The following is a 22,323-nucleotide window of genomic DNA, read 5'->3' on the forward strand; positions in this document are numbered from 1 at the left end:
GCGGCTCCTGACAACGGCAGCGACCGCGCTCATGCTACTGCCGCACTACGCCATGGCACAGGCCACCGGCCCTGCCCCGGCCCAGCAGCCCGCCGCCATCTCGGGCGCATTGGATCGCGCCTTCGGCCAGATGGCAGGCGCGCAGAGCGGCGGGTCGCTGTCGCTGTCGCTGCAGCTCCTGCTCATCATGGGGCTGCTGACGATCCTGCCCTCGCTGATCCTGATGATGACCAGCTTCACCCGGGTTCTGGTGGTGCTGTCGATCCTGCGTCAGGCCATGGGCCTGCAGCAATCGCCGCCCAATCAGGTGCTGATCGGCCTGTCGCTGTTCCTCTCGCTGTTCATCATGGGCCCCACGCTCGACAAGGTGAACGCAAACGCGATCCAGCCCTATGCCAGCGGACAGATCGGCGCGGAGCAGGCCTTCGTGGCAGGTGGCCGGGAATTCCACGCCTTCATGATCCGCCAGACCCGCGAGACGGACCTGCGCATGTTCTCGGAAATGGCCAAGGCGCCCAAGTTCGCCAGCCCCGCCGATGTGCCCTACTCGATCCTGCTCCCCGCCTACGTCACCAGCGAGCTGAAGACTGCGTTCCAGATCGGCTTCATGCTGTTCCTGCCGTTTCTGGTGATCGATCTTGTCGTGTCCTCCGTGCTGATGAGCCTTGGCATGATGATGATGAGCCCGACAATCGTCTCGCTCCCGTTCAAGCTGCTGCTCTTCGTCCTCGTCGATGGCTGGGCGCTGCTGATGGGCAGCCTCGCGGCAAGCTTCGGGTAAGCGGCAATGGACGACACCGCTTCCCTCCTCGCGCTCGCTGACCGGATGCTTTGGATCACCGCGCTCGTCGCCGCGCCGATCCTCATTGCCTCGCTCGCGGTCGGCCTCGTCGTCGGCGTGATCCAGGCGGCGACTTCGGTGAACGAGCAGACGCTGACTTTCGTACCAAAGCTGGCTGTGACCGCGCTGGTGCTGGTGCTGTTCGGCTCGGCCATGCTTGGCCTCATCGGCGATTTCACCAAGGAGATCTTCGACCAGATCGCCATGACGGGGCACAGCTGACGTGCTGCAGATGGACTTCGGCTTCGGCGCGCTCGAGGCGGACTTCTGGCGCTGGATGTTCGTGATGACGCGCATCGCCGCCGCCATGTTCGCAGCGCCGCTGTTCGGCACCGGAACGGTCCCCTACCAGATCCGCATCGTCGCCTCGGGCGCCATCGCCCTGCTGGTCTGTGGCTGGACCGATGTCGCAGCGCCGACGGCACTTCTTTCGATCAACGGCATCCTGTCTGCCGCCAACGAAGTGCTGATCGGCCTTGCGATGGGCTTTGCCCTGCAACTCTCCTTCGCCGCCCCGACACTCGCCGCCGAAGTGATCGGCGGTGGCATGGGCATGTCCATCGCTACCACGGCCGACCCGGTCAGCGGCACGCACTCGCCTGCGATGGGACAATATTTCGCCGTGGTGCTGACAGTGATCTTCCTCGGCACCGGGGCGCATCTCAACTGGATCGCGCTGCTGGTCGACAGCTACCGCACCTTCCCGCCCGGCACTTCGTGGCTGGCGGCAAACCGGATCGACCTGATCGGCCAGTTCGCCACGCAGATGTTCGTGACTGCGATCCTGATCGCCCTGCCCGTCACGCTGATCCTGCTGCTGGTGCAGGTTACGACCGGCATCATCAGCCGCTCTGCCCCCAGCCTCAACCTGTTCTCGTTAGGCCTTCCCGCAGGCGTGCTCGCAGGCCTTGCCGCGATGATCGCCGCCGCCCCGATGCTGACCGACGTGATGGTCGACATCTCCGCCACCGCCGTCGCCAACGCCGGCGCGCTGGTCCTGAAATAGGAGGCGGGCATGGCCGAGCAGGAAGGCGAGAAGTCCTTTGCCCCGACAGAAAAGCGCAAGAAGGACGCTGCGAAGAACGGCGACGTCCTGCGCTCCAAGGACCTCGCCACGGCCATCGGCGTGCTCGTCGGCGCGGTCTGGCTGAAGTTTGCCGGGCCGTGGATGTTCGACGCCATGCAGGACACCCTGCGCGCCTCGTTCATGCTTGATCGCGCAGCCATCGAGGACTTCGCCCCCGCCAAGCTGCTGACCGGCGCAATGATCGCGGTCCTCCCGCCCCTGTTCCTGCTCGGCGCGCTGGTCCTTGGCGCTTCAGTCTTCTCCCAGATCGGCCTGTCCGACGGGCGCTGGATACCCTCGAACCTTGCCCCCAAGGCTTCGCGCATCAATCCGCTCTCGGGGCTCAAGCGCATGTTTGGCGCGCAAGGGTGGATCGAACTCGCCAAGGGCCTCTCCAAGCTTATCCTGCTGGGCACGATCGCCTATTCTTGGGCATCGGGCCGCATCGCCGGGATTGTTGGCCTCGGCCAGGGCAGCATTCATGGCCAGCTCGTCGCCGCATGGGACACCATCGTATCCCTCGCCTTCGCGCTTGCCTCGGGCCTGATCGTCATCGCGCTGGTCGATTTCCCGATCCAGTGGGTGCGCCGTTTCCTGCGCCTGCGCATGACGCTGCAGGAGGTCAAGGACGAGCACAAGGATGCCGAAGGCTCGCCCGAAAAGAAGGCCGCGATCCGGGGCAGGCAGCGCCAGCTGGCGATGGGTGCGATGCAGCAGGCGATGCAGAAGGCGCAGTTCGTCATTACCAACCCGACGCACTTCTCGGTTGCCATGGTCTATGATCCCGAGCTTGCCCCCGCGCCAGTCGTGCTCGCCAAGGGCCGTGGCGAAAAGGCGCTGGCGATGCGCGAACTGGCGGCGGAACTGGGCGTCCCCACGCTCGAATTCCCCCCGCTCGCCCGCTCGGTCTATTTCACCACGCGCGAAAACCAGATCATCCGCGAGGACCTCTACGCCGCCGTCGCCTCGGTTCTCGCCTTCGTGCTTTCGCTAAAGCGTGGCGAAAGTCCCCAGTTCCCCACGATAGACCTGCCGATCCACATGCAGTTCGACGCAGACGGGCGTCCTGAAGCCGTCATCGACCTTAAGACAGCACCCGCGCGGCCGTCCTAAGTCCCATGGCAACAACTCCTTCATCGACCGCCTCGACTTCGGCCACCGCGCAGATCGTCTCGGCGCTGGGCGGAGGCAGCGGGATCAACACCGCGCAGCTTGCCGAACAGCTTGCTGCCGCACAGTTCGCGGCGCGGCTCGATCAGCTTTCTGCCCGGAATGACAAGCTCACCGCGCAGATCTCCAGCGCTTCGAACCTGCGGTCGCTGATGACCACGCTGGCATCCTCGATCGGCTCGCTGATCCGCACCGGCGACCTTGCCGTGAACCCGTCGATCTCGGCCGGCAGCGTCGCCAGCGTCAGCAAGGGCACGGCAACCGGCAGCGGCACCTACAGTCTCGAAGTCACAAGCCTTGCCAATGCGCAGAAGCTGGTGACGCCCGCCTATGCCTCGTCCACCGCAACGGTCGGCTCGGGTACGCTGACGCTGCGCTTCGGCACGGTGTCGGGCGGAAGTTTCAACCCTGATGCCAGCCGCTCGCAGGTGGACATCGCGATCCCCAAGGGCGCGACGCTGGCCGACGTTGCCACCGCGATCAACAACGCGAACACAGGCGTTACGGCGTATGTGGCCAATGGCTCTGCGGGCGCGCAGATCGTGCTCAAGGGCCAGGAAGGCGCGGCCAACGGCTTCGTCATCGAGACCACCCCCGATGTCGGCGGAGAGGCTCTTGCCGATCTCGCATGGACCCCGGCAAGCGCAGGCACGCGCCTCAAGGCCACGGCATCGGACGCGGCCTTCAACATCGACGGGATCGGCTATACGTCGAAGAGCAATACCGTGAACGACATCGTTCCCGGCCTCAGCATGAAGCTGACCGCAACCAACATCGACAATCCCGCGACGATCAGCTTCAGCGATCCGTCCGGCGGCATCAGCACGGCGATGACCGATCTGGTCGACGCACTGAACGAGGTCGTCTCGCAGCTCAACACCGCGACGGACAAGACCAGCGGCGAGCTCAACAACGATCCCGGTGCCCGCGCCCTGCGCACCGCGCTGACCGCACTTCCGGGCACGAAGATCATGCCCAACGCTGCCGATGGCAAACCTTCGACCCTTGCCGACCTCGGGCTCAAGATCGAGCGCGACGGCACTTTCAGCCTCGACAGCACGCGTCTTTCGAACACGCTGAAGGCCAGCCCGCAGGAAGCGGGCGCGATGTGGACCACCGGCATCTTCGGCGTCTTCGCCACGGTCGACAAGATTGCCCGCGCGGCATCCTCGACCACCGGCATCTCGCTCGGCAGCTCGATCACGCGCTACACAGCACTGCAGAAGAGTGCGACCGAGAAGACATCGGACCTGACCGAGAAGCAGGAAGCGCTGCGCCAGCAGCTGGTTTCGCGCTTCGCATCGATGAACACCCGCGTCAGCGGCTCGCAATCCACGCTTACCTTCCTACAGGCGCAGATCGACGCCTGGAACGCATCGGGCAAGAACTGACATGCTGCACCATCGCAAGGACCCGTCCGAAGCCTACCGCCGCGTCGATTTCGACGCTCGCGTACGCGGTGCGGATTCGCGCCAGCTTGTCGATCTGTGCCTCGAGCAGGTCATTGGCTCTGTCGGCCGCGCGATTCATGCGCACGAGCGCCAGGACAACGCGGCCAAGAGCGCCGCGCTCACCCGCGCCGTTTCCGCGCTGACCGCGCTGCAGATGGGCGTGGACGTGTCAAACCCCACCGCTGCCGCGCTGGTCCAGCTCTACCAGTCTGCACGCAACGCGATCCTCGATTGCGTGACGCGCTTCGATGCCGACACGCTCCGTACGATCCGTCAGGATTTCAGCGAGATACGCGAAGCAATGCTGCGCAGCATAGCGGCCTGAACTCACGCAATATCGAAACAGGAAAAGCCCGGGGCCACTGCTGGCTCCGGGCTTGTTTCCCTCGCGCGCAGGGGACGTGCACGCGGGGGAACTCCAGGGTCGAACCTATCCCATGCTGCACGCCGCGATCAGCGCTGTGCCAAGATCGTCAAGATCGAGCTCGCTTTCCGCAGCCCCGGCATCGATCGCAGCACCCGGCGCTTCGGATACCAGCGCGCTCTTGCGATCCTGCGCGAATGTCTTGCAGCCGCTGTCGCGCATCAGCTTGAGGCCCTTGGCCCCATCGGCGCCCATGCCGGTCAGCACCGCACCTGCCGCTGGTACCGAACCACGCGCGATCGATCCGAACAGCAGGTTTGCCGAAGGCCGCATTCCCTCCACCGGATCGCGGTCGATCAGGCGCAGCTTGGCCGGGCTGCCCGGCTCGATCACCATGTGGCGATCGGGATCGTAGGCAATGTGGATCGAACCCTGGGTCAGCGGCGTGCCATCCTTTGCCGCTTTGACCGAGCACTTCAGTTCGCTTTCCATGCGCTTGATGAACGTTTCGACGATGCCAGGTTCGGCATTGAGCGCGATGACGGTTGGCGGGCACTTCTCGGGGAAATCCTCCAGAAGCTGCGTCAGCGCGTCGATGCCGCCCATCGAGGCCGACATCGCAAGGATGTGCCCGTTCCATTCGAAGTTGGTATCGGCCACCTTGCGCTCGCGCGGGGCCTTGCGGTCCTTGACGTTGCTGTTGGCCGCGGCCAGAACGATCTTGCCAAGCTTGCCCACGGTCTTGCTGAACTGCTCGGGCGTTGCCTTCAATGGCTTGGGGAAGCACTCTACCGCGCCCAGCTCGTAGGCCTTGAGCGAGGTCTCGGTGCCCGCTTGCGTAAGGCTCGAGAGCATGACCACCGGCAGCGGATTGCTGCCCATGATCTCCTCCAGAAACTCGATCCCGCTCATGCCGGGCATTTCAACGTCCAGCGTGACCACGTTCGGGCGCAGTTCCTTGATCTGCTCGCGTGCCTCTGCAGCATTCGCTGCCGCGCCGATCACGGTCACGTTCTTCGACTGGTCGAGAATGTCGGAAAAGAGTGCCCGCATCGCTGCGGAATCATCGACAACCAGAACGCGTGCTTCATTCATGTTGAACGGAACCTTCCAAAGGCATTGTTTGGCCTGCATCCGTCCTACGCGCGAAGCACCGATCAATTCCTGTGCCATGCCTTACGTATCTCACCGTAGGCCCCGCGAAAGCCTGCCTTTCCGCTCCTGCTCTATTCCGGAAAGCCTGTTGCCGCGCCGGTCCTGTCGGTCCGGTCCAAACGAGCCGGAGGAAGAGCATCTCCATGACGTCGATCACCTTGCCAGCCCGCTGCGATCGCGCCGCTGCCGAAGCCCTGCTGCCGGAAATGATCGCGGCACTGGGGTCCGGTGCCCTGCAGATAGACGCGCGCGAGTGCCAGCAGATCGGCCAGGCCATGCTGCAGCTCCTCGTCAGCGCCCGCCAGACCGGCGAAGGCGCAGTGATCCTGCCCTCGCGCGCACTGGAAGACGTTGCCGCGCTCACCGGTCTGACCGACGAACTGTTCTCCGGAGTGATCGCATGACCGCCGAAGAAATTCAGGCGATCTTCTTCGCCGAATGCGAAGAATCGCTCGCCGCCGCCGAGCAGGGCCTCGCCGCCTGCCGCGAAGGCACGCAGGACAGCGACACGGTCAACGCCGTGTTCCGCGGCGTCCACTCGATCAAGGGCGGTGCGGGCGCGTTCGGCTATGTCGCGCTCCAGGGTTTCACCCATGTCTTCGAGACGCTGCTGTCCGATGTGCGCGACGGCACCGTTGCCATCACCGAACCGCTCACCGACCTGCTCCTGCGCGCACTCGATACGCTGAGCGATCACGTTACCGCTGCGCGGGACGGCGGCGAGCCACCCGAAGACGGCGCCCTGCTGGCGGAACTGACCGCCTCGATGGCTGCCAATGCCGGTGCGGCCCCTGCGCCTGCGCCCGCAGTCGCGCCGCCGCCCGAACCCGTCGCCGCCACGTCTCCGGAACCGGAAAGCTCGTCGGACGACTTCGATTTCGACCTCGATCTCGATGCCCTGCTCGACGATATCTCCGGCGAGATTCAGCCCGAGGCAGATGCCACCGAGGCCGCCCCCGCACCAGCTCGCTGGAGCGTTCGCCTGCGCCCGCATTCCGGTGCCATGCGCAACGGCAGCGAGCCCCTGCTCATGCTGCGCGAAATGAGCGACCTCGGCGGCCGCTGCGAGGTCTGCGACGTATCGTCGGTGCCCCCGCTCGATTCCTTCGATACCGGCACCGGCTACCTCGGCTGGACCTTCAGCTTTCCCGCCGATGTCAGCGAAGCCAGCGTGCGCGATGTCTTCGACTTCGTCGGCGACGATTGCTCGCTCGCATTGGGTGCGGACGCAGAGATGCCCCCTGTGCAGCATCGCGAAGTGGCTCCACCGGCGCCGACACCCGTCATCGCCGCGGCAGATCCCGTGCCCGCTGCGGCTGCGCCATCCGTCCCGGTTGCAGCCGTCAAGCCCAGCGATGGCGAAAGCGCACGCGCTGCCCCTCCCCCCGCAAATGGCTCCGCGCCGCCCGCCCCTCCTGCACCCGGCCAGTCGATACGCATCGAGCTGAACAAGCTCGACAAGCTGATCGATGCCGTGGGCGAGCTGGTCATTGCCCAGGCGATGATGGCACAGCGACTTGCCGGACAAGGTCTCGCCGTTGCAGAGGAAATGGCGATGATCGAAGGCCTGACCCGCGACATCCAGGAATCGGCCATGGCCATCCGCGCCCAGCCGATCGGCTCGGTATTCAGCCGCGTGCCGCGCATCCTGCGCGAACTGGCCTCCTCCACCGGCAAGCACGTCCGCCTCGAAGTCTCGGGCGAAAGCACCGAACTCGACAAGACCGTGATCGAACGCCTCGGCGAGCCGCTGACCCACCTGATCCGCAACGCGGTCGATCACGGCATCGAACCGGCCGACGAGCGCATCGCTGCCGGCAAGACCGCGGAGGGCACGCTCACCCTCTCGGCAGAGCACCGCTCGGGCCGCATCCTCATCCGCATCGCCGACGACGGAAAGGGCATCGACCGCGAGCGCGTGCTCGCCAAGGCGATCGAGAAGGGTCTCGTCACCGCCGACACCATCCTGTCCAAGGAGGAGATCGACCTGCTGATCTTCGCGCCGGGCTTCTCGACCGCGCAGCAGGTCTCGAACATCTCGGGCCGCGGCGTCGGGATGGATGTCGTGCGCCAGAACGTGAAGGACCTGGGCGGGCGCATCACCATCGATTCCGAGCCCGGCAAAGGCACCACCTTCACCCTCACCTTGCCGCTCACCCTCGCGATTTCCGACGGCATGGTCGTCAATGTCGGCGACCAGACGCTCGTCGTCCCGCTCGCCAACGTGGTCGAGAGCCTGCGTCCCGAACCGCATGAAGTGCAAGGGTTGGGCGCAAACCGCAGCATGATCAACGTGCGGGGCCGCTTCATCCCGGTGATCTCGCTGGCCCAGTCGGTCGGTGCCGCCCGGGCTGTCAGCGATCCGCGCGAGGCCGTGCTGATCGTGGTCGAGACCGAAGGCGCAGGCCGGGCCGCGCTGATGGTCGATGCGATCTGCGACCAGCGCCAGGTCGTGATCAAGAGCCTCGACACCCATTACCGCTCGGTCGAGGGCGTCGCGGGGGCTACCATCCTCGGCGATGGCCGAGTGGCGCTGATCGTCGATGTCGACAGCCTCGTCTCGCGCAGTCTCGCTTCTGCAGGCAATGCTGCCGCCAATCTGGCCGAAGCCGCATGAGCCTGATGGACGCGCTCGATGCGTCGATGCCCGGGGTCAGCCCCGGGGTGTTCGACGAGGCGGATTTCCGCGCCATCTCGGAAATCGCCCATGCCGAGGCCGGTATCGTGCTGGCTGCCGGCAAGGCCATGCTGGTCTATTCGCGCATCTCCCCGCTGGTCCGTGAATCAGGCTGCTCCACCTTCGGTGCCTATGTCATGCGCATCCGCGAGGACGCGGCAGAGCGCCAGAGGGCGATCTGCGCGCTGACCACCAACCACACCTTCTTCTACCGCGAGGCCCACCACTTCGAGCATTTCGCCCGCGACGTCCGCCCCGGCTACCTCGACCGCCTCCAGCGCGGCGGCAAGGTCCGCCTCTGGTCGGCCGGTTGCTCCAGCGGCGAGGAAACCTGGTCGCTGCTGATGACCCTGCTCGGCGAGGATACCTCGCAAGGCACCGCCATCGCCCGCAAGGACCTGCGCCTGCTCGCCAGCGACATCGCCACCCACGCGGTGAACAAGGCCCGTGCCGCAACCTATCGCAGCGAAGACCTCAAGCCCGTGCCCGAAGGCTTGCGCCGGGCATGGACGCGCAGTTCGGGCGATGAGACCGTGATCGCGCCGGAAGTCCAGCAGATCGCGCGCTTCCGCATTCTCAACCTGCTCGGCGAATGGCCGATGCAGGGCCAGTTCGACACGATCTTCTGCCGCAACGTGATGATCTATTTCGATGGCCCGACCAAGGAGCGCCTCGTTGCGCGCTTTGCCGAAAAGCTCGCGCCCGGAGGCTGGCTCTACATCGGCCATTCCGAACGCGTCACCGGCCCGGCGCTCGATCTGCTTTCCACCCAGGGTCCCACCATCTACCGCAAGAGGGCCGCATGACCATTCGCGTCGTCATCGTCGAGGATTCGCCAACCATGCGCGCGATCCTCACCAATCGGCTGAGCAAGGAGCCCGACATCGAAGTCGTGGCCGCTGCCGCCAATGCCGCCGAAGGGCGCCAGATGATCCGCGAGCTGGACCCCGACGTGGTCACGCTCGATATCGAGATGCCCGGCATGAACGGCCTGGATTTCCTCGCCAAGATCATGGAACTGCGCCCCACCCCGGTGATCATTGTCTCCGGCTCGACCCAGCAGGGCAACGAGATGACCGCCCGTGCGCTCGCACTGGGCGCGGTCGATTGCTACGCCAAGTCGGGCGGCGGCACCGGCCTCGACGATGCCGGCAAGCTCGCCCAGATGATCCGCGAGGCGGCCAAGGTGCAGTTCCCCCCCCGCGCCGCGCAATCGAACCATCAGGCCAGCCGTCCGGCACCCCGCCCCGCGAGCACTGTCGCCAACGAAGCGCGCACCCTTCTGGCTGACCGCCCCGCCCTGATCGCCATCGGCTCGTCCACCGGCGGGGTCGAGGCACTGCAGACGGTGCTGGCAGGCTTCCCGGCGGATTGCCCGCCAACTGTCATCGTCCAGCACATCAACGCCCGTTTCGCCCCGGCTGTCGCGCGCACGCTCGACCAGTCATGCCCGCCGCGCATCCTCGTTGCCGAGCCCGACATGCCGCTCAAGGACGGCCACGTCTACCTCGCACCCGGCGACGAACGCCATCTCTCGCTTGGCGGCAGCGCCTCCTACCACTGCAAGCTCCGCAGCGGTCCGCCGGTCTCCGGCCACCTGCCGAGCGTCGACGTGCTGTTCGCCTCGGTTGCCGAGGTCGTCGGTGCCCGCGCGGTCGGCATCCTGCTGACGGGCATGGGCGCAGACGGCGCGCAGGGCCTGCTCGCCATGGCGCAGAAGGGCGCGCGCACCATCGCGCAGGACGAGGCCACCTGCACCGTCTTCGGCATGCCCCGCGCTGCGATCAACCTCGGCGCTGCGCGCATCGTCGCTCCTCTGGGCGCCATCGCTCGCCACGCCTTCAGCAAGGCCGCATGAGATGAGTGCTGAACTCCCCATCCCCGGCACCCCGCCGCTCGACCGCATCACCGTGATGCAGGGACAGGCGCTTGCCAGCGCCAGTGCTTCGGTCGAGTATTCGACCGTGCTCGGCTCCTGCGTCGCCACCTGCCTCTTCGATCCAGCGGCCCACGTCGGCGGCATGAATCACTTTCTGCTGTCAGAACCGCCCGCCAATGTTCCCGGCGCGCAGGTCGACGAGCATTACGGCGTCTATCTGATGGAACTGCTGGTCAACCAGATGCTCAGCCGCGGCGCGCGCAAGGCCAACCTCAAGGCGCACCTCTATGGCGGCGCCAACGTCAACCGCAACATGATGCGCATCGGCACGATGAATGCCGAGTTCGCGCGCGAATTCCTCCGGCGCGAAGGCATTGCCCTGATGCGCGAGGATCTGGGCGGCACCAATGCCCGCCGCGTCGATTTCCGCCCGGCATCGGGCCAGGTCCGCCTCCGCACGGTGGAAGACCGGTTCGCGCCCCCCGTCCAACCCACGCAACGCCCGGCCGTGGACCGCGGCGACGTCGAACTGTTCTGATCTTCGAGAAGCGAGCCCATCCCATGAGCAACACCACCCGGATCCTTACTGTAGACGACAGCCCGTCCATGCGGGCCCTCCTCAATCACGCCCTGTCCGGCCACGGCTTCGACGTGGCGCAGGCCGAGGACGGCATGGCCGCACTCGACTGGCTGGCGATGAACGAGGTCGATGTCGTCATTACCGACATCAACATGCCCCGCCTCGACGGCTTCGGCCTTATCGAACGCCTGCGCGAGGGCAGCCGCCACCGCGACCGTCCGATCCTCGTCCTCACCACCGAAAGCTCGGACGAGAAGAAGGCCCGTGCCCGCGCGGCGGGGGCTACGGGCTGGATCGTCAAGCCTTTCGATCCCGAAAAGCTCGTCGCCGCTGTCCGGCGCGTAGCCCACTGATATCTCTTGAGAGGAGTCCGACCATGCTGCGCGAACTGATCACGTTCGAGGTTGAGGGACAGGTCTTTGGCCTCGACATCATGGCCATCCGCGAGATCCGCGCGTGGTCGCCCACCACGCGCCTGCCACGCGTGCCGTCCTATGTCGCAGGCGTCGTCAACCTGCGCGGCACCGTCCTGCCGGTGATCGACCTCGCCGCCCGCCTCGGCTGGCGTGCCACCGAAGCAACGCCCCGCCACGCGATCATCGTCACCCAGCAGGGCGCGCAGATCTCGGGCTGGATCGTCGATTCGGTCAGCGATATCGTCACGCTCGACAGCGAGACGCTGCAGCCCCCGCCGCCGACTTCGGCCGGAGACACCGTCGTCCCGTTTCTCGAAGGCCTCGCCGCAATCGAGGACCGCATGGTCATGGTCCTGAATCTTGCCGCGCTGTCCGACGGCGCCCAGCTTGCTGAAGCCGCCTGAGCGAAGGGAGCGCCGCCTCATGGCCGAAGTCACCCCCAAACAGGCTACGCACCGGCAGATCGCCGTCGTGCTCGAGGAGCTCGCCGAGGAAGTCGAAGCCCTCGGCGCATCCCTCTGCATGGACATGGACATCGCCATGAAACACATGGACAAACTTCAGGCGATAGACCTCATCGCCCAGAAGCAGCGCTCCCTGGGCCGCCTGCTCGTCGCCGAACGCCCGGCCGAGGAAATCGAACGCATCGCGATCGACGTTCTGCGCGACAGGATGCGCCTTTCGGGGTGATCCCGGCCGCTCCCCCTCGCGCGTCCGGGATCCGGCGGGGCGGCCATCAACAAGATGGCGCGCCCCGTTTTCACATCAGGTGGTTCAGAACTGGAAACCCACCCTTGCGCCAACCACTCTCGCGGTCTGCCCGGCCGCCGGCAGGGCACGCACGGCACCGGTGGGCAGATTGGCAAAGGTGTGGGCGAGATAGGCCACCGGCACACGCTGTTTGGTCAGGTTGCGCACGAACAGCGCCGCCGTCCAGGTGCCCTCGGGATGGCGCACACCAAGCCCGAGATTGACGAGAGCATTGGCGCGGAACCGGTAGATCGGGTCTGCCCGCGGCGCGAGCAGTGTGGCGCTGCGATAGACAACGTTGGTGTTCGCGAAGAACTCGAGCCCGTCAGACACCTCATGGCCATAATCGGCAGAGAGCGTGATCTTGTGGCGCGGCGCATTGATCAGCTGGGTGCCGCCCAGGGACTGGCCATCTTCACCCACGAACCCGGTGGGATACCGGACATCGTTGTACTGGTATCCGGCATTCACGCTGAAACCGCGCGTGATCTGGCCGAATGCGGTCAGCTCGAAGCCCTTTGACACAGTCTCCGGAACATTGAGCGGCCGCGAGATCAGGGCCCCGCCGATCAGCACGTTCGCCTGGCTCTGGAAGTTGCGCAGCTTGGTGTAGAACGCGTTGGCCGAAAGCTGGAGACGCCCGACTCCGAGTTTCGCGCCGATTTCGAAAGCGTCCGACAATTCCGGATCAAGCACGAACAGCGCGCCCGACGGATCGGTGCCCACTGCCGGCGGCTTGTAGCCACGCGAGAATGAACCGAAAATGTTCACGTCGGCGTTGGGCTGGTAGCTCAGGCCGATACGCCCCGAGAGATTGCCGTCTTCAAGCTCCAGCGTGCGGACGGGACCGGGGGTGCTGCGAAATACCTGGATCTGCGTGGTGTTGCGGTAATCGTCGTAACGCAGACCGCCGAAGAGTTCGATCTGTTCGGTAAGGTTGACGGTCACGTCGGCAAAGGCTGCCAAGGTGCGGTTGTTCGTGATTTCCCGCGTGAAGCTGATCGGCACGGGACATACGGTTCCGGCGAAGTTGCAGACGCTGAACCCGACGCGTTCGGCGGGCAGCGCACTGCCGAAGATCACCGGCTCGCCGATCGGCGTGCGATCGAACGCGAAGTCGGTGTAGAACACCCCGCCCACCACGTCGAAGCCGTTTCCGGTATAGTTCAGACGAAGTTCCTGGCTGAAGCCGTTGGACTCTTCAGCGGTACGCTGTTGGCGTGCAGCGGGAGCGGTGGTCAGGCGCGAGAAGTCCCGGCTGATCACGAGGTATTCGCGATCACGGAACCCCGAAACCGAGGTGAGCGAGAGCGAATCGGACAACTCGACATCGATCACCGCAGAAACTGCCGCAACCGTTGTGGACTGCTCGGTCGGCGTGTTTTCGCAATACCATTCAGCACGTTCGCTGATGACAGGCATGGCGCAGCCGGCCGGGTTGAGGAACGCTGCGGTCGCGACGGAACCGACAGTCCCGCCCGGAGGACCGAAGGGCGTGGTCGAGTTGGGCCTGGTTGCCAGGGCAAAGAAGGTCTGCCCGCGGCCATTGTTCTCGCCATACTCGCCCGAGAGCGTGATCGACACGGTATCGCTTGGCTCGTACCGCAGCTTCGCCCTGATCCCGAAGTCCTCGATCACGTTGTCGAGACCGGTGGTCGAGCTGCGCTGCAGGCCCGTTTCGCGGCGAAGCTGGCCCGAAACGCGCAGTGCAAGATTGCTGGCCAGTGGCAGGTTCATCCCGGCATTGACGATGAGTTCGCCGAACTCGGCCCCCGCCGTGCCCTTGTCAGCCCCGTCGATGCTGAAGTTCGCGCCAAAGCGATCGAACTCGGGCTTGCGCGTGCTGATGTTGAGCACGCCGGCCGAAGCACCCTGGCCGAACAGCGTTCCCTGCGGTCCACGCAGAACTTCGACCTGGGCCATGTCGAACAGCACGGGGAAGTTCAGGTTTCCGATCGGAACCTGGTCGATCACCAAAGCCACCGAAGGTGCAACCGAAGGATTGAAAACGCCGGTGCCAAAGCCGCGCAGACGGCCGCCACCGTTCGATTCACCGCCGAAGGTCTGGGAGACTTCGAGAGCCGGTGTGATGCGCTGGAGATCCGTCACGTTGTAGATCTGGTCGCGCTTGAGCTGGTCTGCTGTTGCGACCGAGACCGCCAGCGGCACGTCGATCAGGTTCTCGACACGCTTGCGCGCCGTTACGACGATTGCATTCTCGTCTTCCACCACCGCCGCTTCCTGCGCGCTTTCCTGCGCGAGAGCGCTCGGAGCCGAAGCGAGGGCGACGATCGAAAGACCGCACAACAGGACACTGCGCCTGATTTCCGTCATTGCATTTACCTCCCCAAGTCATGCTTGAGCGACCTGCGACCAGAAGTCGCGGTCAGCTGCAGGCAGGGCGGTTAGCGGGAAAGCAGGCGAAGGAATAATTTTTATTTGGAGGATATATTCATCGATCTCATAAATAATAGTATCATCAATATAATCTCTTTTATGAATTGATATAATTCCTCCAACACATCTTTCCCTTTTTGTCTAGTCTGTATCTTTTTATTTCTACTTCTCTCTTCTCAGCGCTTTGGCCCGTTCTTTCTCGAGCGATTAAAATTCTGAAAGATAGTCATAAAAGTCTTCTTCAGGGCAGCGCACCCCCTTGTCGGAGATCGTGCCGGTCGATCATGTCCGGACACATTTGCGTCATCACGGCGTGATGCCTGCTGACCGCATATGCATTGCCAATACGCATAGCACTCACTGTCCTTGACCCTGCGCCCTTGCCCGCGCAAAGCTTTCTCCATGTGGCAGCTTCATCAATTTCCCCTGTGTCCGTTCTCTCGCAAGGTGCGTCTTCTGCTCAGCGAAAAGGGCGTTGCCTATGATCTGGTTAGGGAGAATCCGTGGGAGCGGACCGAAGCGTTCGGAAAGCTCAGCCCGGCATACCGCACCCCGGCGATCCACAATCCCGAGCGTGGCGTCATTCTGGCCGACAGCCGGGCGATCTGCGAGTATTTCGAAGAGACCGTCGACAAGACGCCGATGATCAACGGAACCGCGGTCAATCGCGCGGAAATCCGCCGTCTGGTAGCGCTGTTCGACGAGAATTTTTACGCCGACGTCACGCAGCCGCTGCTTGAGGAGCGGATGAAGAAGCGCCTCGTCTATCGCAGCCCGCCAGACAGCAAGCGCCTGCGCGATTCCATGCGTCTGGCTGACGAGCACTTGTATTATATCGATTATCTGATCGACAATCGCCCCTGGCTGGCAGGTTCGACGATGAGCCTCGCTGACCTTGCCGCCGCCGCGCAGATCTCGGTCGCCGACTATCTCGGCGGCATCGACTGGTCGGGGCACGAGCAGGCGCGCAGCTGGTACTCGGTGTTCAAGAGCCGCCCGAGCTTCCGCCCTCTGCTGGCCGAGCGCATGGACGTGATCCAGCCGCCGAGCCACTATGCGGACGTGAATGCGTGATGGTTTTGGTGTTTGGTTGGTAGGGAATGGGCCCCGGCCTTCGCCGGGGTGACGAGCAAATATATAAGAATACTATTTTTTTATCGTCACCCCGGCGCAGGCCGGGGCCCATGACCTTGTGTTTCAGCGCATTTTTTAGCTGCAAACCGCAGTTTCCAACTCTACCCCAACTCCCCCCCAACTCTCGAAGGCAGAGGGGTAACTCTCCCCTGAATGCCCGCAACTCCCGGACGCAAACGGGGGGCAGAGTCACAACCCGTGGTAGTCCTTGTACCATGCCACGAAGTTCGGCACCCCGACCTCGATGCTCGTCGTCGGACGGTAGCCGAGGTCGCCCGAGATCGCGTCGATGTCAGCGAAGGACTGGCGGACGTCGCCGGGCTGCATCGGCATCAGATTCATCTCGGCCTTGCGCCCCAATTGCTCTTCCAGAATCGCGATGACCTTCATCAGGTGTTCGGACTTGTGGTTGCCGATGTTGTAGAGGCGGTGGGGTTTTTCGCTGCCGCCGGCCTTGATCGCGCCGTCATCGGGCGGGGGATTGTCGAGGCAGGCGATCACGCCGCTGACGATGTCGTCAACGTAAGTGAAATCGCGGTACATGTCGCCGTGATTGAACACGTTGATCGGCTCGCCCGCCAGAATAGCCTTTGTAAACAACCACATCATCATGTCCGGCCGACCCCACGGGCCATAGACGGTGAAGAACCTGAGGCCCGTCAGCGGCAGGCGATAGAGGTGGGCGTAAGTCTCGCTCATCAGCTCGTCCGCCTTCTTGGTGGCGGCATAGAGCGAGAGCGGGTGATCGACGCGGTCGTCCACCGAGAAGGGAAGCTTTGTATTTCCACCATAAACTGACGAGGAGCTGGCATAGACCATGTGCTCCACGCCGCGATGGCGCGAGACTTCGAGCAGGTTGAGGTGGCCGACGAGGTTGGACTGCACATAGGCGTGCGGATTCTCGATCGAATAGCGCACTCCGGCCTGCGCGCCCAAGTGGACGACGCGTTCGAACTGCTTGTCTGCCAGCGCCGCGGTGAGGCCTGCGTAATCGGCGAAGTCATTGCGGCATAACGAGAATCGCGATCCGCCCTGCTCGACCAGCCGCGCCAGCCGCGCTTCCTTGAGGCTGACGTCATAGTAGTCGTTCACGATATCGACGCCGACGACCTCGTCCCCGCGCGCGAGCAGGCGAGTGATGAGCGAGTAGCCGATGAAGCCGGCGGCTCCGGTAACGAGGACTTTCACGTTGGCTTCAACCTTATATTTCAGAACCTTGGCGTCCCCGCGAAGGCGGGGACCTCAGTCGGTTTACGCGTGTGTTCCGTGAGAACACCGAGGCCCCCGCCTTCGCGGGAGCGCAAATTGCTTTGGCACGCTAGTGTTCCGTGAGAACACCGAGGTCCCCGCCTTCGCGGGGACGCAGCATATTGGGATTGCTCAAAGTTTCCAGTCGGCGCGGTCACCCAGCACGCCCTTGAGGTCTGCCAGCGTGCCGCCCGGCGCCACCAGTGACGCGATGCGGTCTGCGCCCGCCGCAAGATAGTACTTGTGGGGAACGGCAAGGAAAACAAGGTCATAAGCCTGTTCGAAGGCATCGCCCGCAAGCTGGATGCCATATTCGAGCATGGCTTCGGCGTTGTCGGCGTGGGGATCGTGGACGGCGACCTTGTGGCCGAGCGCTTCGAGTTCGGCGACGACATCGGCGACTTTGGAATTGCGCAAATCCGGCACGTTCTCCTTGAACGTCAGGCCGAGGACGAGCACTGACCCTGCCTTTTTCCCACGCTTTTCATGGAGTTGGCTAGCAACCCATTGCGCCATGCCATCGTTTACGCCGCGCCCGGCGAGAATCACCTGCGGGTCATGGCCAAGGGCTTCGGCGCGGGCCGAGAGGTAATAGGGATCGACGCCGATGCAGTGCCCGCCGACGAGGCCGGGGGTGAAGGACAGGAAGTTCCACTTGGTGTTGGAGGCCGCGAGCACGTCCCAGACGGAGATGTCCATCTTGGAGAAGATCTGGGTGATCTCGTTCATGAAGGCGATGTTGATATCGCGCTGGGCGTTCTCGATGACCTTGGCGGCTTCGGCAGCCTTGATCGATGCGGCGCGGAACACGCCGCCGCTGGTGATCGCGCCATAGAGATCGGCAACGCGATCAAGCACTTCGGGCGTTTGTCCCGAGACAACCTTGGTGATGCGTTCGATGGTGTGTTCACGATCGCCGGGATTGATGCGTTCGGGGCTGTAGCCGAGGAAGAAATCCTCACCGCACTTGAGGCCGGAGACCTGTTCGAGAATCGGGCCGCAGATGTCTTCCGTCACGCCGGGATAGACAGTGCTTTCATATACGACGACCGGGGCGCGGCCTTCCCTGACGGCGGCAGGCAGCATCTTGCCGACGGTGCGCGAGGCGGCTTCGACAAGGCGCAGGTCGGGGCGATTCTGGGCATCGATCGGGGTTGGCACGGTGACGATGTAGAAATCGCTCGGCGGGCAGACCCCGGCATCGCAGGTCAAGCCAAGACTCGACATCGAGAGCAGCGCCGGTTCGATCTCGCGCGTGCGGTCATGCCCTTCGGACAGCTCGGAAATGCGCTGGACGTCAATGTCGAAGCCGGTGACGAAGAACTTCTTGGCAAGCGCAACGGCGAGCGGCAGGCCGACGTAGCCGAGGCCGAGTACGGTGACGCGGGTGGTGGCGGACACCAGCGGATCAAGGCCGCGAACTGGGGCAGGAGCAAGCGGCGGGAACTGTACGGTCACAGGCGATGCGGCCTTTCATGGTTGACGCTCTGCGCGCCGGATTGCCGCCCTGCTTAAATCGAGGCTCTTATTTCACGGTTAACACTCGCAAGTTATTGGAAGCGCCATGACGAAAAAGACCGTTCTCGTGGTGTTTGGCACCCGTCCCGAAGCGATCAAGATGTTCCCCGTGGTCCATGCCCTGCAGGCCGATCCGCGTTGCCACGTCGTCACCTGCGTTTCGGCGCAGCATCGCGGGATGCTGGATCAGGTGCTGGAGATCGCCGGGATCGTGCCGGATTTCGACCTTGATCTGATGAAGCCGGACCAGACGCTCGACGGGCTGACCGCCGCGCTGCTGACCGGGCTTGGCAAGGTGATGGATCAGGTCTCGCCCGACTGGGTGGTGGTTCAGGGGGATACGGCGACGGCGATGGCAGGCGCGCTGGCCGCCTATTACCGCAAGCTGCCGGTGGCGCATGTCGAGGCGGGCTTGCGCAGCCACAACATCTATCACCCCTGGCCCGAGGAGGTGAACCGCAAGATCATCGGCACGATTGCAAAGCTGCACTTTGCGCCGACCGATGTTTCAGCAGCGGCACTGCTGGCGGAGAATGTCGATCCGGGCGCTGTCCACGTGACCGGCAATACCGTGATCGATGCGCTGCACTGGGTTTCGGCGCGGATCGAGGCCGAGCCTGCGCTGGCGGCGGGGCTTGCGGAAATCGAGGCGCGTTTTGCCGGCAAGCGGGTGATCGGCGTGACCAGCCATCGACGCGAGAACTTTGGCGGGGGACTTGAGAACATTGCCGAGGCGATCCGCCGGATTGCCGCGCGCGAGGATGTGGCGGTGGTCTTTCCGGTCCACCCCAATCCCAACGTGCGCAAGGTGATGGATGCAGCGCTCGACGGGTTGCCCAACGTGGCGATGATCGAGCCGCTGGACTATCCGCACTTCGCCCGGCTGCTGTCCGTGGCCGAGATCATGCTGACCGATTCGGGCGGCGTACAGGAAGAGGCCCCTGCGCTGGGCAAGCCGGTGCTGGTCATGCGCGAGACGACCGAGCGGCCGGAAGGCGTGACTGCCGGGACCGCAAGGCTGGTCGGCACCGATGTTGACCGTATCGTTTCCGAAATCTTCACCCTGCTCGACGATAACACTGCCTATTCGGCCATGGCGCGTGCGCACAACCCGTTCGGGGATGGGCAATCGGCGCGCCGTATCGTGGAGTTGCTGGCGAATGATGGGTGATGTGAAGCCGGACGTCTGTGTTGTCGGCCTCGGCTATATCGGACTTCCAACTGCTGCCATCATAGCGCGCGCGGGTTGCCGCGTGCTTGGTCTCGACGTGTCGCAACACGTGGTCGACACGATCAACCGGGGTGAAATCCATATCGAGGAAGTGGACCTCGACGGGCTGGTCCACGGCGTTGTGCAACGCGGATTGCTGCGCGCATCGACCGAGATTGCGGCTTCCGACGTCTTCGTGATCGCGGTGCCGACGCCGTTCGAGAAGGACGGGCATCATACGCCGGACATTTCCTATGTGCTGGCCGCCGCAACGCAAGTTGCCGCCGTGCTGAAGGCGGGCGACACGGTGATTCTCGAATCGACCTCGCCCGTTGGCACGACCGAGCAGATGCGCGATCTGATGGCGGGGCTGCGGCCTGACCTGAAATTCCCCGGCAAGACCAAGGAGACGCCCGACGTTTCCATCGCCTATTGCCCGGAGCGCGTGCTGCCGGGGCGCATTCTGGAAGAGCTGACCAACAACGACCGTTCGATCGGCGGCATCACGCCGCGCTGCGCGCGCAAGGCGCTGGCGTTCTACAGGCGCTTCGTGCGCGGGACTTGCGTGACGACCGATGCGCGCTCGGCCGAGATGACCAAGCTGGTCGAGAACGCCTATCGCGACGTGAACATCGCCTTTGCCAACGAATTGTCGATGGTGGCGGACCGGATGGGGCTGGACGTGTGGGAAGTGATCCGCCTCGCCAACCGGCACCCGCGCGTGAACATCCTGCAGCCCGGCCCCGGCGTTGGCGGGCACTGCATCGCGGTGGACCCGTGGTTCATAGTGGCAGGCGCTCCGGATGAAACACCGCTGATCCGCACCGCGCGCAATGTGAACGATGGCAAGATGCACCATGTCGTCGCCAAGGCCTCGGCACTGGTCGAGGAGCATCCGGGGGTGAAGGTTGCGTGCCTTGGCCTGGCGTTCAAAGCGAACATCGACGATTTCCGCGAGAGCCCGGCGCGCTATGTCGCGGCGAGTCTGGCGCGCAAGTTCGGTTCGCGTGTGCATGTGGTCGAGCCCTATGCGGGCGAGTTACCGCGTGAATTCGAAGGTACGGGCGCTGTGCAGATCGACCTCGACACCGCGCTGGAAGAGTGCGGCGTGCTGATCGTGCTGGTGGACCACGACGTGTTCAAGGTGATCCCGCTGGCCGAGCGTTCGGGCAAGGTTGTCTATGACACGCGCGGGATCTGGCCGGATCAGCCGGGGGTTGATGTGGTTGGTGCGGGGTTGAGGCTGGCGAGCTAGGCGCTCGGCTAACGACAAAAAGCCCGTCACCCCGGACTTGATCCGGGGTCCCGCTTTCCTTGCGATTTCAGCTTTGGCCAAGAAGGCAGCGGGACCCCGGGTCAAGCCCGGGGTGACGGCGAATTTTATGGCAGTTTTTGGACTACCGCCCTCGGCATCTGCTGGCTGGCGCAGTGGAAGCCGCCGCCGCCTGCCAGCACCGCGTCGCCCATCAGGCCGATCGTGGCGCGATCCGGGAAGAGTTCGGCGATGGCCGCGACGCCTTCGTCATCGTGGGGGGAGCCGAAGATCGGGACGACCACGAGGTTCGTGGTGATCACGAAGTTCATGTAGCTGGCGGGCTGGATCGTGTTGCCCCATTCGATGCGGCCCGGCGACGGGACTTCGACCACTTCGACGCCTGCGGCCTGCGCGCGGGCTTTCGCATCGGCGTAGATCGCGGCGTTGGGGTCGTTCGGGCCGGTGGCGCGGGGGAGTGCGAGGCGGTTCGGGCCGACGAAGCGGGCGAGATTATCGACGTGGCCGTCGGTGTGGTCGTTGATCAGGCCATCGCCAAGCCAGAGGACGCGGGTGTAGCCGAGATCGCGGTGCAGGCGCAGCTCGAGATCTTCGCGGGTCAGGTGCGGGTTGCGATTGGGGTTGAGGAGGCACTGCTCGGTCGTGGCGACGAGGCCGGTGCCGTCTCCGTCAAGCGCGCCACCTTCGAGAATCCAGTCGGCTTTCGAGGCTTCGAGGCTTGCGGAGGCGGCAAGGTCGGCACCGATGTCCTGATCGCCGGGCATCAGGTACTTCTCGCCCCAGCCGTTGAAGCCGAACAGGCAGGCCTTGCGGTTCGCGGCTTCGTCCAGCACGACGAGCGGGCCGGTGTCGCGCAGCCAGACGTCGCCATAGGTGCGGCGTTCGAGCTTTACGGCGGCGGAGACGAGTGACTTCGCGCGCATTTCGTTGGCGGCATCGCGGACGATGAGGCGGACGTCCTGGCCGCTGTCGGCGACGGCGCTGGCGAAGGCGGCGATCTGCTCCTGCGCCTTGTCGATCACGCCCGACCATTCCTCGGCCAGATGCGGGAAGCCGATCCACAGCCAGTCCTGGGGGTGCCATTCGGGTGGCATGATGAAGGGTGCGGTCATGGGCGTGTGGTCCGGATTCTGGGAATTGGCCCCGCGCCTTAGAGCAGAAGTCGCGCGGTTTCCATGGCGCTTGATCGCGCGC

The 22,323-nt window shown here is 64.4% G+C and carries 22 protein-coding genes; 17 read left to right on the plus strand and 5 right to left on the minus strand.

Going from position 1 to position 22,323, the window contains the following annotated elements; genetic code table 11:
- Positions 1-52 precede the first annotated feature (52 nt).
- The 6 genes from fliP to ACZ1JW_RS03510 are packed head-to-tail and all read left to right on the plus strand — an operon-like array spanning position 53 to position 4,853.
- A complete protein-coding gene (gene fliP, locus ACZ1JW_RS03485; protein WP_465142721.1) occupies positions 53-781 on the plus strand; it encodes a flagellar type III secretion system pore protein FliP in 729 nt (242 codons plus the stop codon).
- Between the two features lie 6 nt (positions 782-787).
- Entirely contained in the window at positions 788-1,063 is a 276-nt protein-coding gene (locus ACZ1JW_RS03490) for a flagellar biosynthetic protein FliQ (protein WP_465141967.1), read from the plus strand.
- Between the two features lie 10 nt (positions 1,064-1,073).
- Entirely contained in the window at positions 1,074-1,847 is a 774-nt protein-coding gene (gene fliR, locus ACZ1JW_RS03495) for a flagellar biosynthetic protein FliR (RefSeq protein ID WP_465142722.1), read from the plus strand.
- Positions 1,848-1,856: 9 nt separating this feature from the next.
- The gene (locus tag ACZ1JW_RS03500) at positions 1,857-3,020 is read left to right on the plus strand and encodes an EscU/YscU/HrcU family type III secretion system export apparatus switch protein (RefSeq protein WP_465141968.1); all 1,164 of its coding nucleotides are present in this window, start codon (positions 1,857-1,859) and stop codon (positions 3,018-3,020) included.
- A 5-nt stretch (positions 3,021-3,025) separates the two neighbouring features.
- Positions 3,026-4,468: a flagellar filament capping protein FliD gene (gene fliD / locus ACZ1JW_RS03505; protein WP_465141969.1), complete on the plus strand. Its 1,443-nt coding sequence runs from the start codon at positions 3,026-3,028 to the stop codon at positions 4,466-4,468.
- A gap of 1 nt (position 4,469) precedes the next feature.
- On the plus strand, positions 4,470-4,853 hold the full coding sequence (locus ACZ1JW_RS03510) for a flagellar export chaperone FliS (RefSeq protein ID WP_465124863.1): 384 nt from the start codon (positions 4,470-4,472) through the stop codon (positions 4,851-4,853).
- A 105-nt stretch (positions 4,854-4,958) separates the two neighbouring features.
- On the opposite strand, the gene ACZ1JW_RS03515 is transcribed toward ACZ1JW_RS03510, so the two are convergent.
- Entirely contained in the window at positions 4,959-5,987 is a 1,029-nt protein-coding gene (locus tag ACZ1JW_RS03515; RefSeq protein WP_465124862.1) for a chemotaxis protein CheB, read from the minus strand.
- Between the two features lie 203 nt (positions 5,988-6,190).
- Between ACZ1JW_RS03515 and ACZ1JW_RS03520 the strand changes: the two genes are divergently transcribed.
- Genes ACZ1JW_RS03520 through ACZ1JW_RS03555 form a run of 8 tightly spaced genes read left to right on the plus strand, consistent with a single transcriptional unit; the run spans position 6,191 to position 12,289 of the window.
- Entirely contained in the window at positions 6,191-6,451 is a 261-nt protein-coding gene (locus ACZ1JW_RS03520) for a chemotaxis protein CheX (protein ID WP_465141970.1), read from the plus strand.
- Complete coding sequence (locus ACZ1JW_RS03525) at positions 6,448-8,664, plus strand: chemotaxis protein CheA (protein ID WP_465124860.1); 2,217 nt, start codon at positions 6,448-6,450, stop codon at positions 8,662-8,664. Before ACZ1JW_RS03520 ends, ACZ1JW_RS03525 begins: the two co-directional genes overlap by 4 nt.
- Positions 8,661-9,530, plus strand: a complete 870-nt coding sequence (locus ACZ1JW_RS03530; RefSeq protein ID WP_465141971.1) for a CheR family methyltransferase — start codon at positions 8,661-8,663, stop codon at positions 9,528-9,530. Before ACZ1JW_RS03525 ends, ACZ1JW_RS03530 begins: the two co-directional genes overlap by 4 nt.
- Positions 9,527-10,582: a protein-glutamate methylesterase/protein-glutamine glutaminase gene (locus ACZ1JW_RS03535; RefSeq protein WP_465124858.1), complete on the plus strand. Its 1,056-nt coding sequence runs from the start codon at positions 9,527-9,529 to the stop codon at positions 10,580-10,582. Before ACZ1JW_RS03530 ends, ACZ1JW_RS03535 begins: the two co-directional genes overlap by 4 nt.
- Before the next feature lies 1 nt (position 10,583).
- The gene (locus ACZ1JW_RS03540; protein WP_465124857.1) at positions 10,584-11,141 is read left to right on the plus strand and encodes a chemotaxis protein CheD; all 558 of its coding nucleotides are present in this window, start codon (positions 10,584-10,586) and stop codon (positions 11,139-11,141) included.
- Positions 11,142-11,164: 23 nt separating this feature from the next.
- A complete protein-coding gene (locus ACZ1JW_RS03545) occupies positions 11,165-11,536 on the plus strand; it encodes a response regulator (protein ID WP_465124856.1) in 372 nt (123 codons plus the stop codon).
- 23 nt (positions 11,537-11,559) lie between these two features.
- A complete protein-coding gene (locus ACZ1JW_RS03550) occupies positions 11,560-12,003 on the plus strand; it encodes a chemotaxis protein CheW (RefSeq protein WP_465124855.1) in 444 nt (147 codons plus the stop codon).
- A gap of 19 nt (positions 12,004-12,022) precedes the next feature.
- Entirely contained in the window at positions 12,023-12,289 is a 267-nt protein-coding gene (locus tag ACZ1JW_RS03555) for a hypothetical protein (RefSeq protein WP_465124854.1), read from the plus strand.
- Positions 12,290-12,373: 84 nt separating this feature from the next.
- Here the strand turns inward: ACZ1JW_RS03555 and ACZ1JW_RS03560 are convergent, their stop codons facing one another.
- Positions 12,374-14,683 (minus strand): TonB-dependent receptor, encoded by a 2,310-nt coding sequence (locus tag ACZ1JW_RS03560; protein WP_465141972.1) that lies wholly within the window; start codon positions 14,681-14,683, stop codon positions 12,374-12,376.
- 465 nt (positions 14,684-15,148) lie between these two features.
- Here ACZ1JW_RS03560 and ACZ1JW_RS03565 point away from each other — a divergent pair, with 465 nt between their 5' ends.
- On the plus strand, positions 15,149-15,820 hold the full coding sequence (locus tag ACZ1JW_RS03565; protein ID WP_465141973.1) for a glutathione S-transferase family protein: 672 nt from the start codon (positions 15,149-15,151) through the stop codon (positions 15,818-15,820).
- Positions 15,821-16,069: 249 nt separating this feature from the next.
- Here ACZ1JW_RS03565 and ACZ1JW_RS03570 read toward each other — a convergent pair whose 3' ends face one another.
- Both ACZ1JW_RS03570 and ACZ1JW_RS03575 read right to left on the minus strand, forming a co-directional pair.
- On the minus strand, positions 16,070-17,068 hold the full coding sequence (locus ACZ1JW_RS03570) for a GDP-mannose 4,6-dehydratase (protein WP_465141974.1): 999 nt from the start codon (positions 17,066-17,068) through the stop codon (positions 16,070-16,072).
- Positions 17,069-17,260: 192 nt separating this feature from the next.
- A complete protein-coding gene (locus ACZ1JW_RS03575) occupies positions 17,261-18,532 on the minus strand; it encodes a nucleotide sugar dehydrogenase (RefSeq protein ID WP_465142723.1) in 1,272 nt (423 codons plus the stop codon).
- Between the two features lie 160 nt (positions 18,533-18,692).
- Between ACZ1JW_RS03575 and wecB the strand changes: the two genes are divergently transcribed.
- Entirely contained in the window at positions 18,693-19,817 is a 1,125-nt protein-coding gene (gene wecB, locus ACZ1JW_RS03580) for a non-hydrolyzing UDP-N-acetylglucosamine 2-epimerase (RefSeq protein ID WP_465141975.1), read from the plus strand.
- Positions 19,807-21,111 (plus strand): UDP-N-acetyl-D-mannosamine dehydrogenase, encoded by a 1,305-nt coding sequence (gene wecC / locus ACZ1JW_RS03585; protein WP_465141976.1) that lies wholly within the window; start codon positions 19,807-19,809, stop codon positions 21,109-21,111. The genes wecB and wecC overlap by 11 nt, the downstream gene beginning before the upstream one ends.
- Before the next feature lie 125 nt (positions 21,112-21,236).
- Here the strand turns inward: wecC and ACZ1JW_RS03590 are convergent, their stop codons facing one another.
- Complete coding sequence (locus ACZ1JW_RS03590) at positions 21,237-22,241, minus strand: agmatine deiminase family protein (RefSeq protein ID WP_465141977.1); 1,005 nt, start codon at positions 22,239-22,241, stop codon at positions 21,237-21,239.
- Positions 22,242-22,323: the final 82 nt, after the last annotated feature.

The organism is Novosphingobium sp. BL-A-28-Hi1-0D (genome assembly GCF_055521755.1).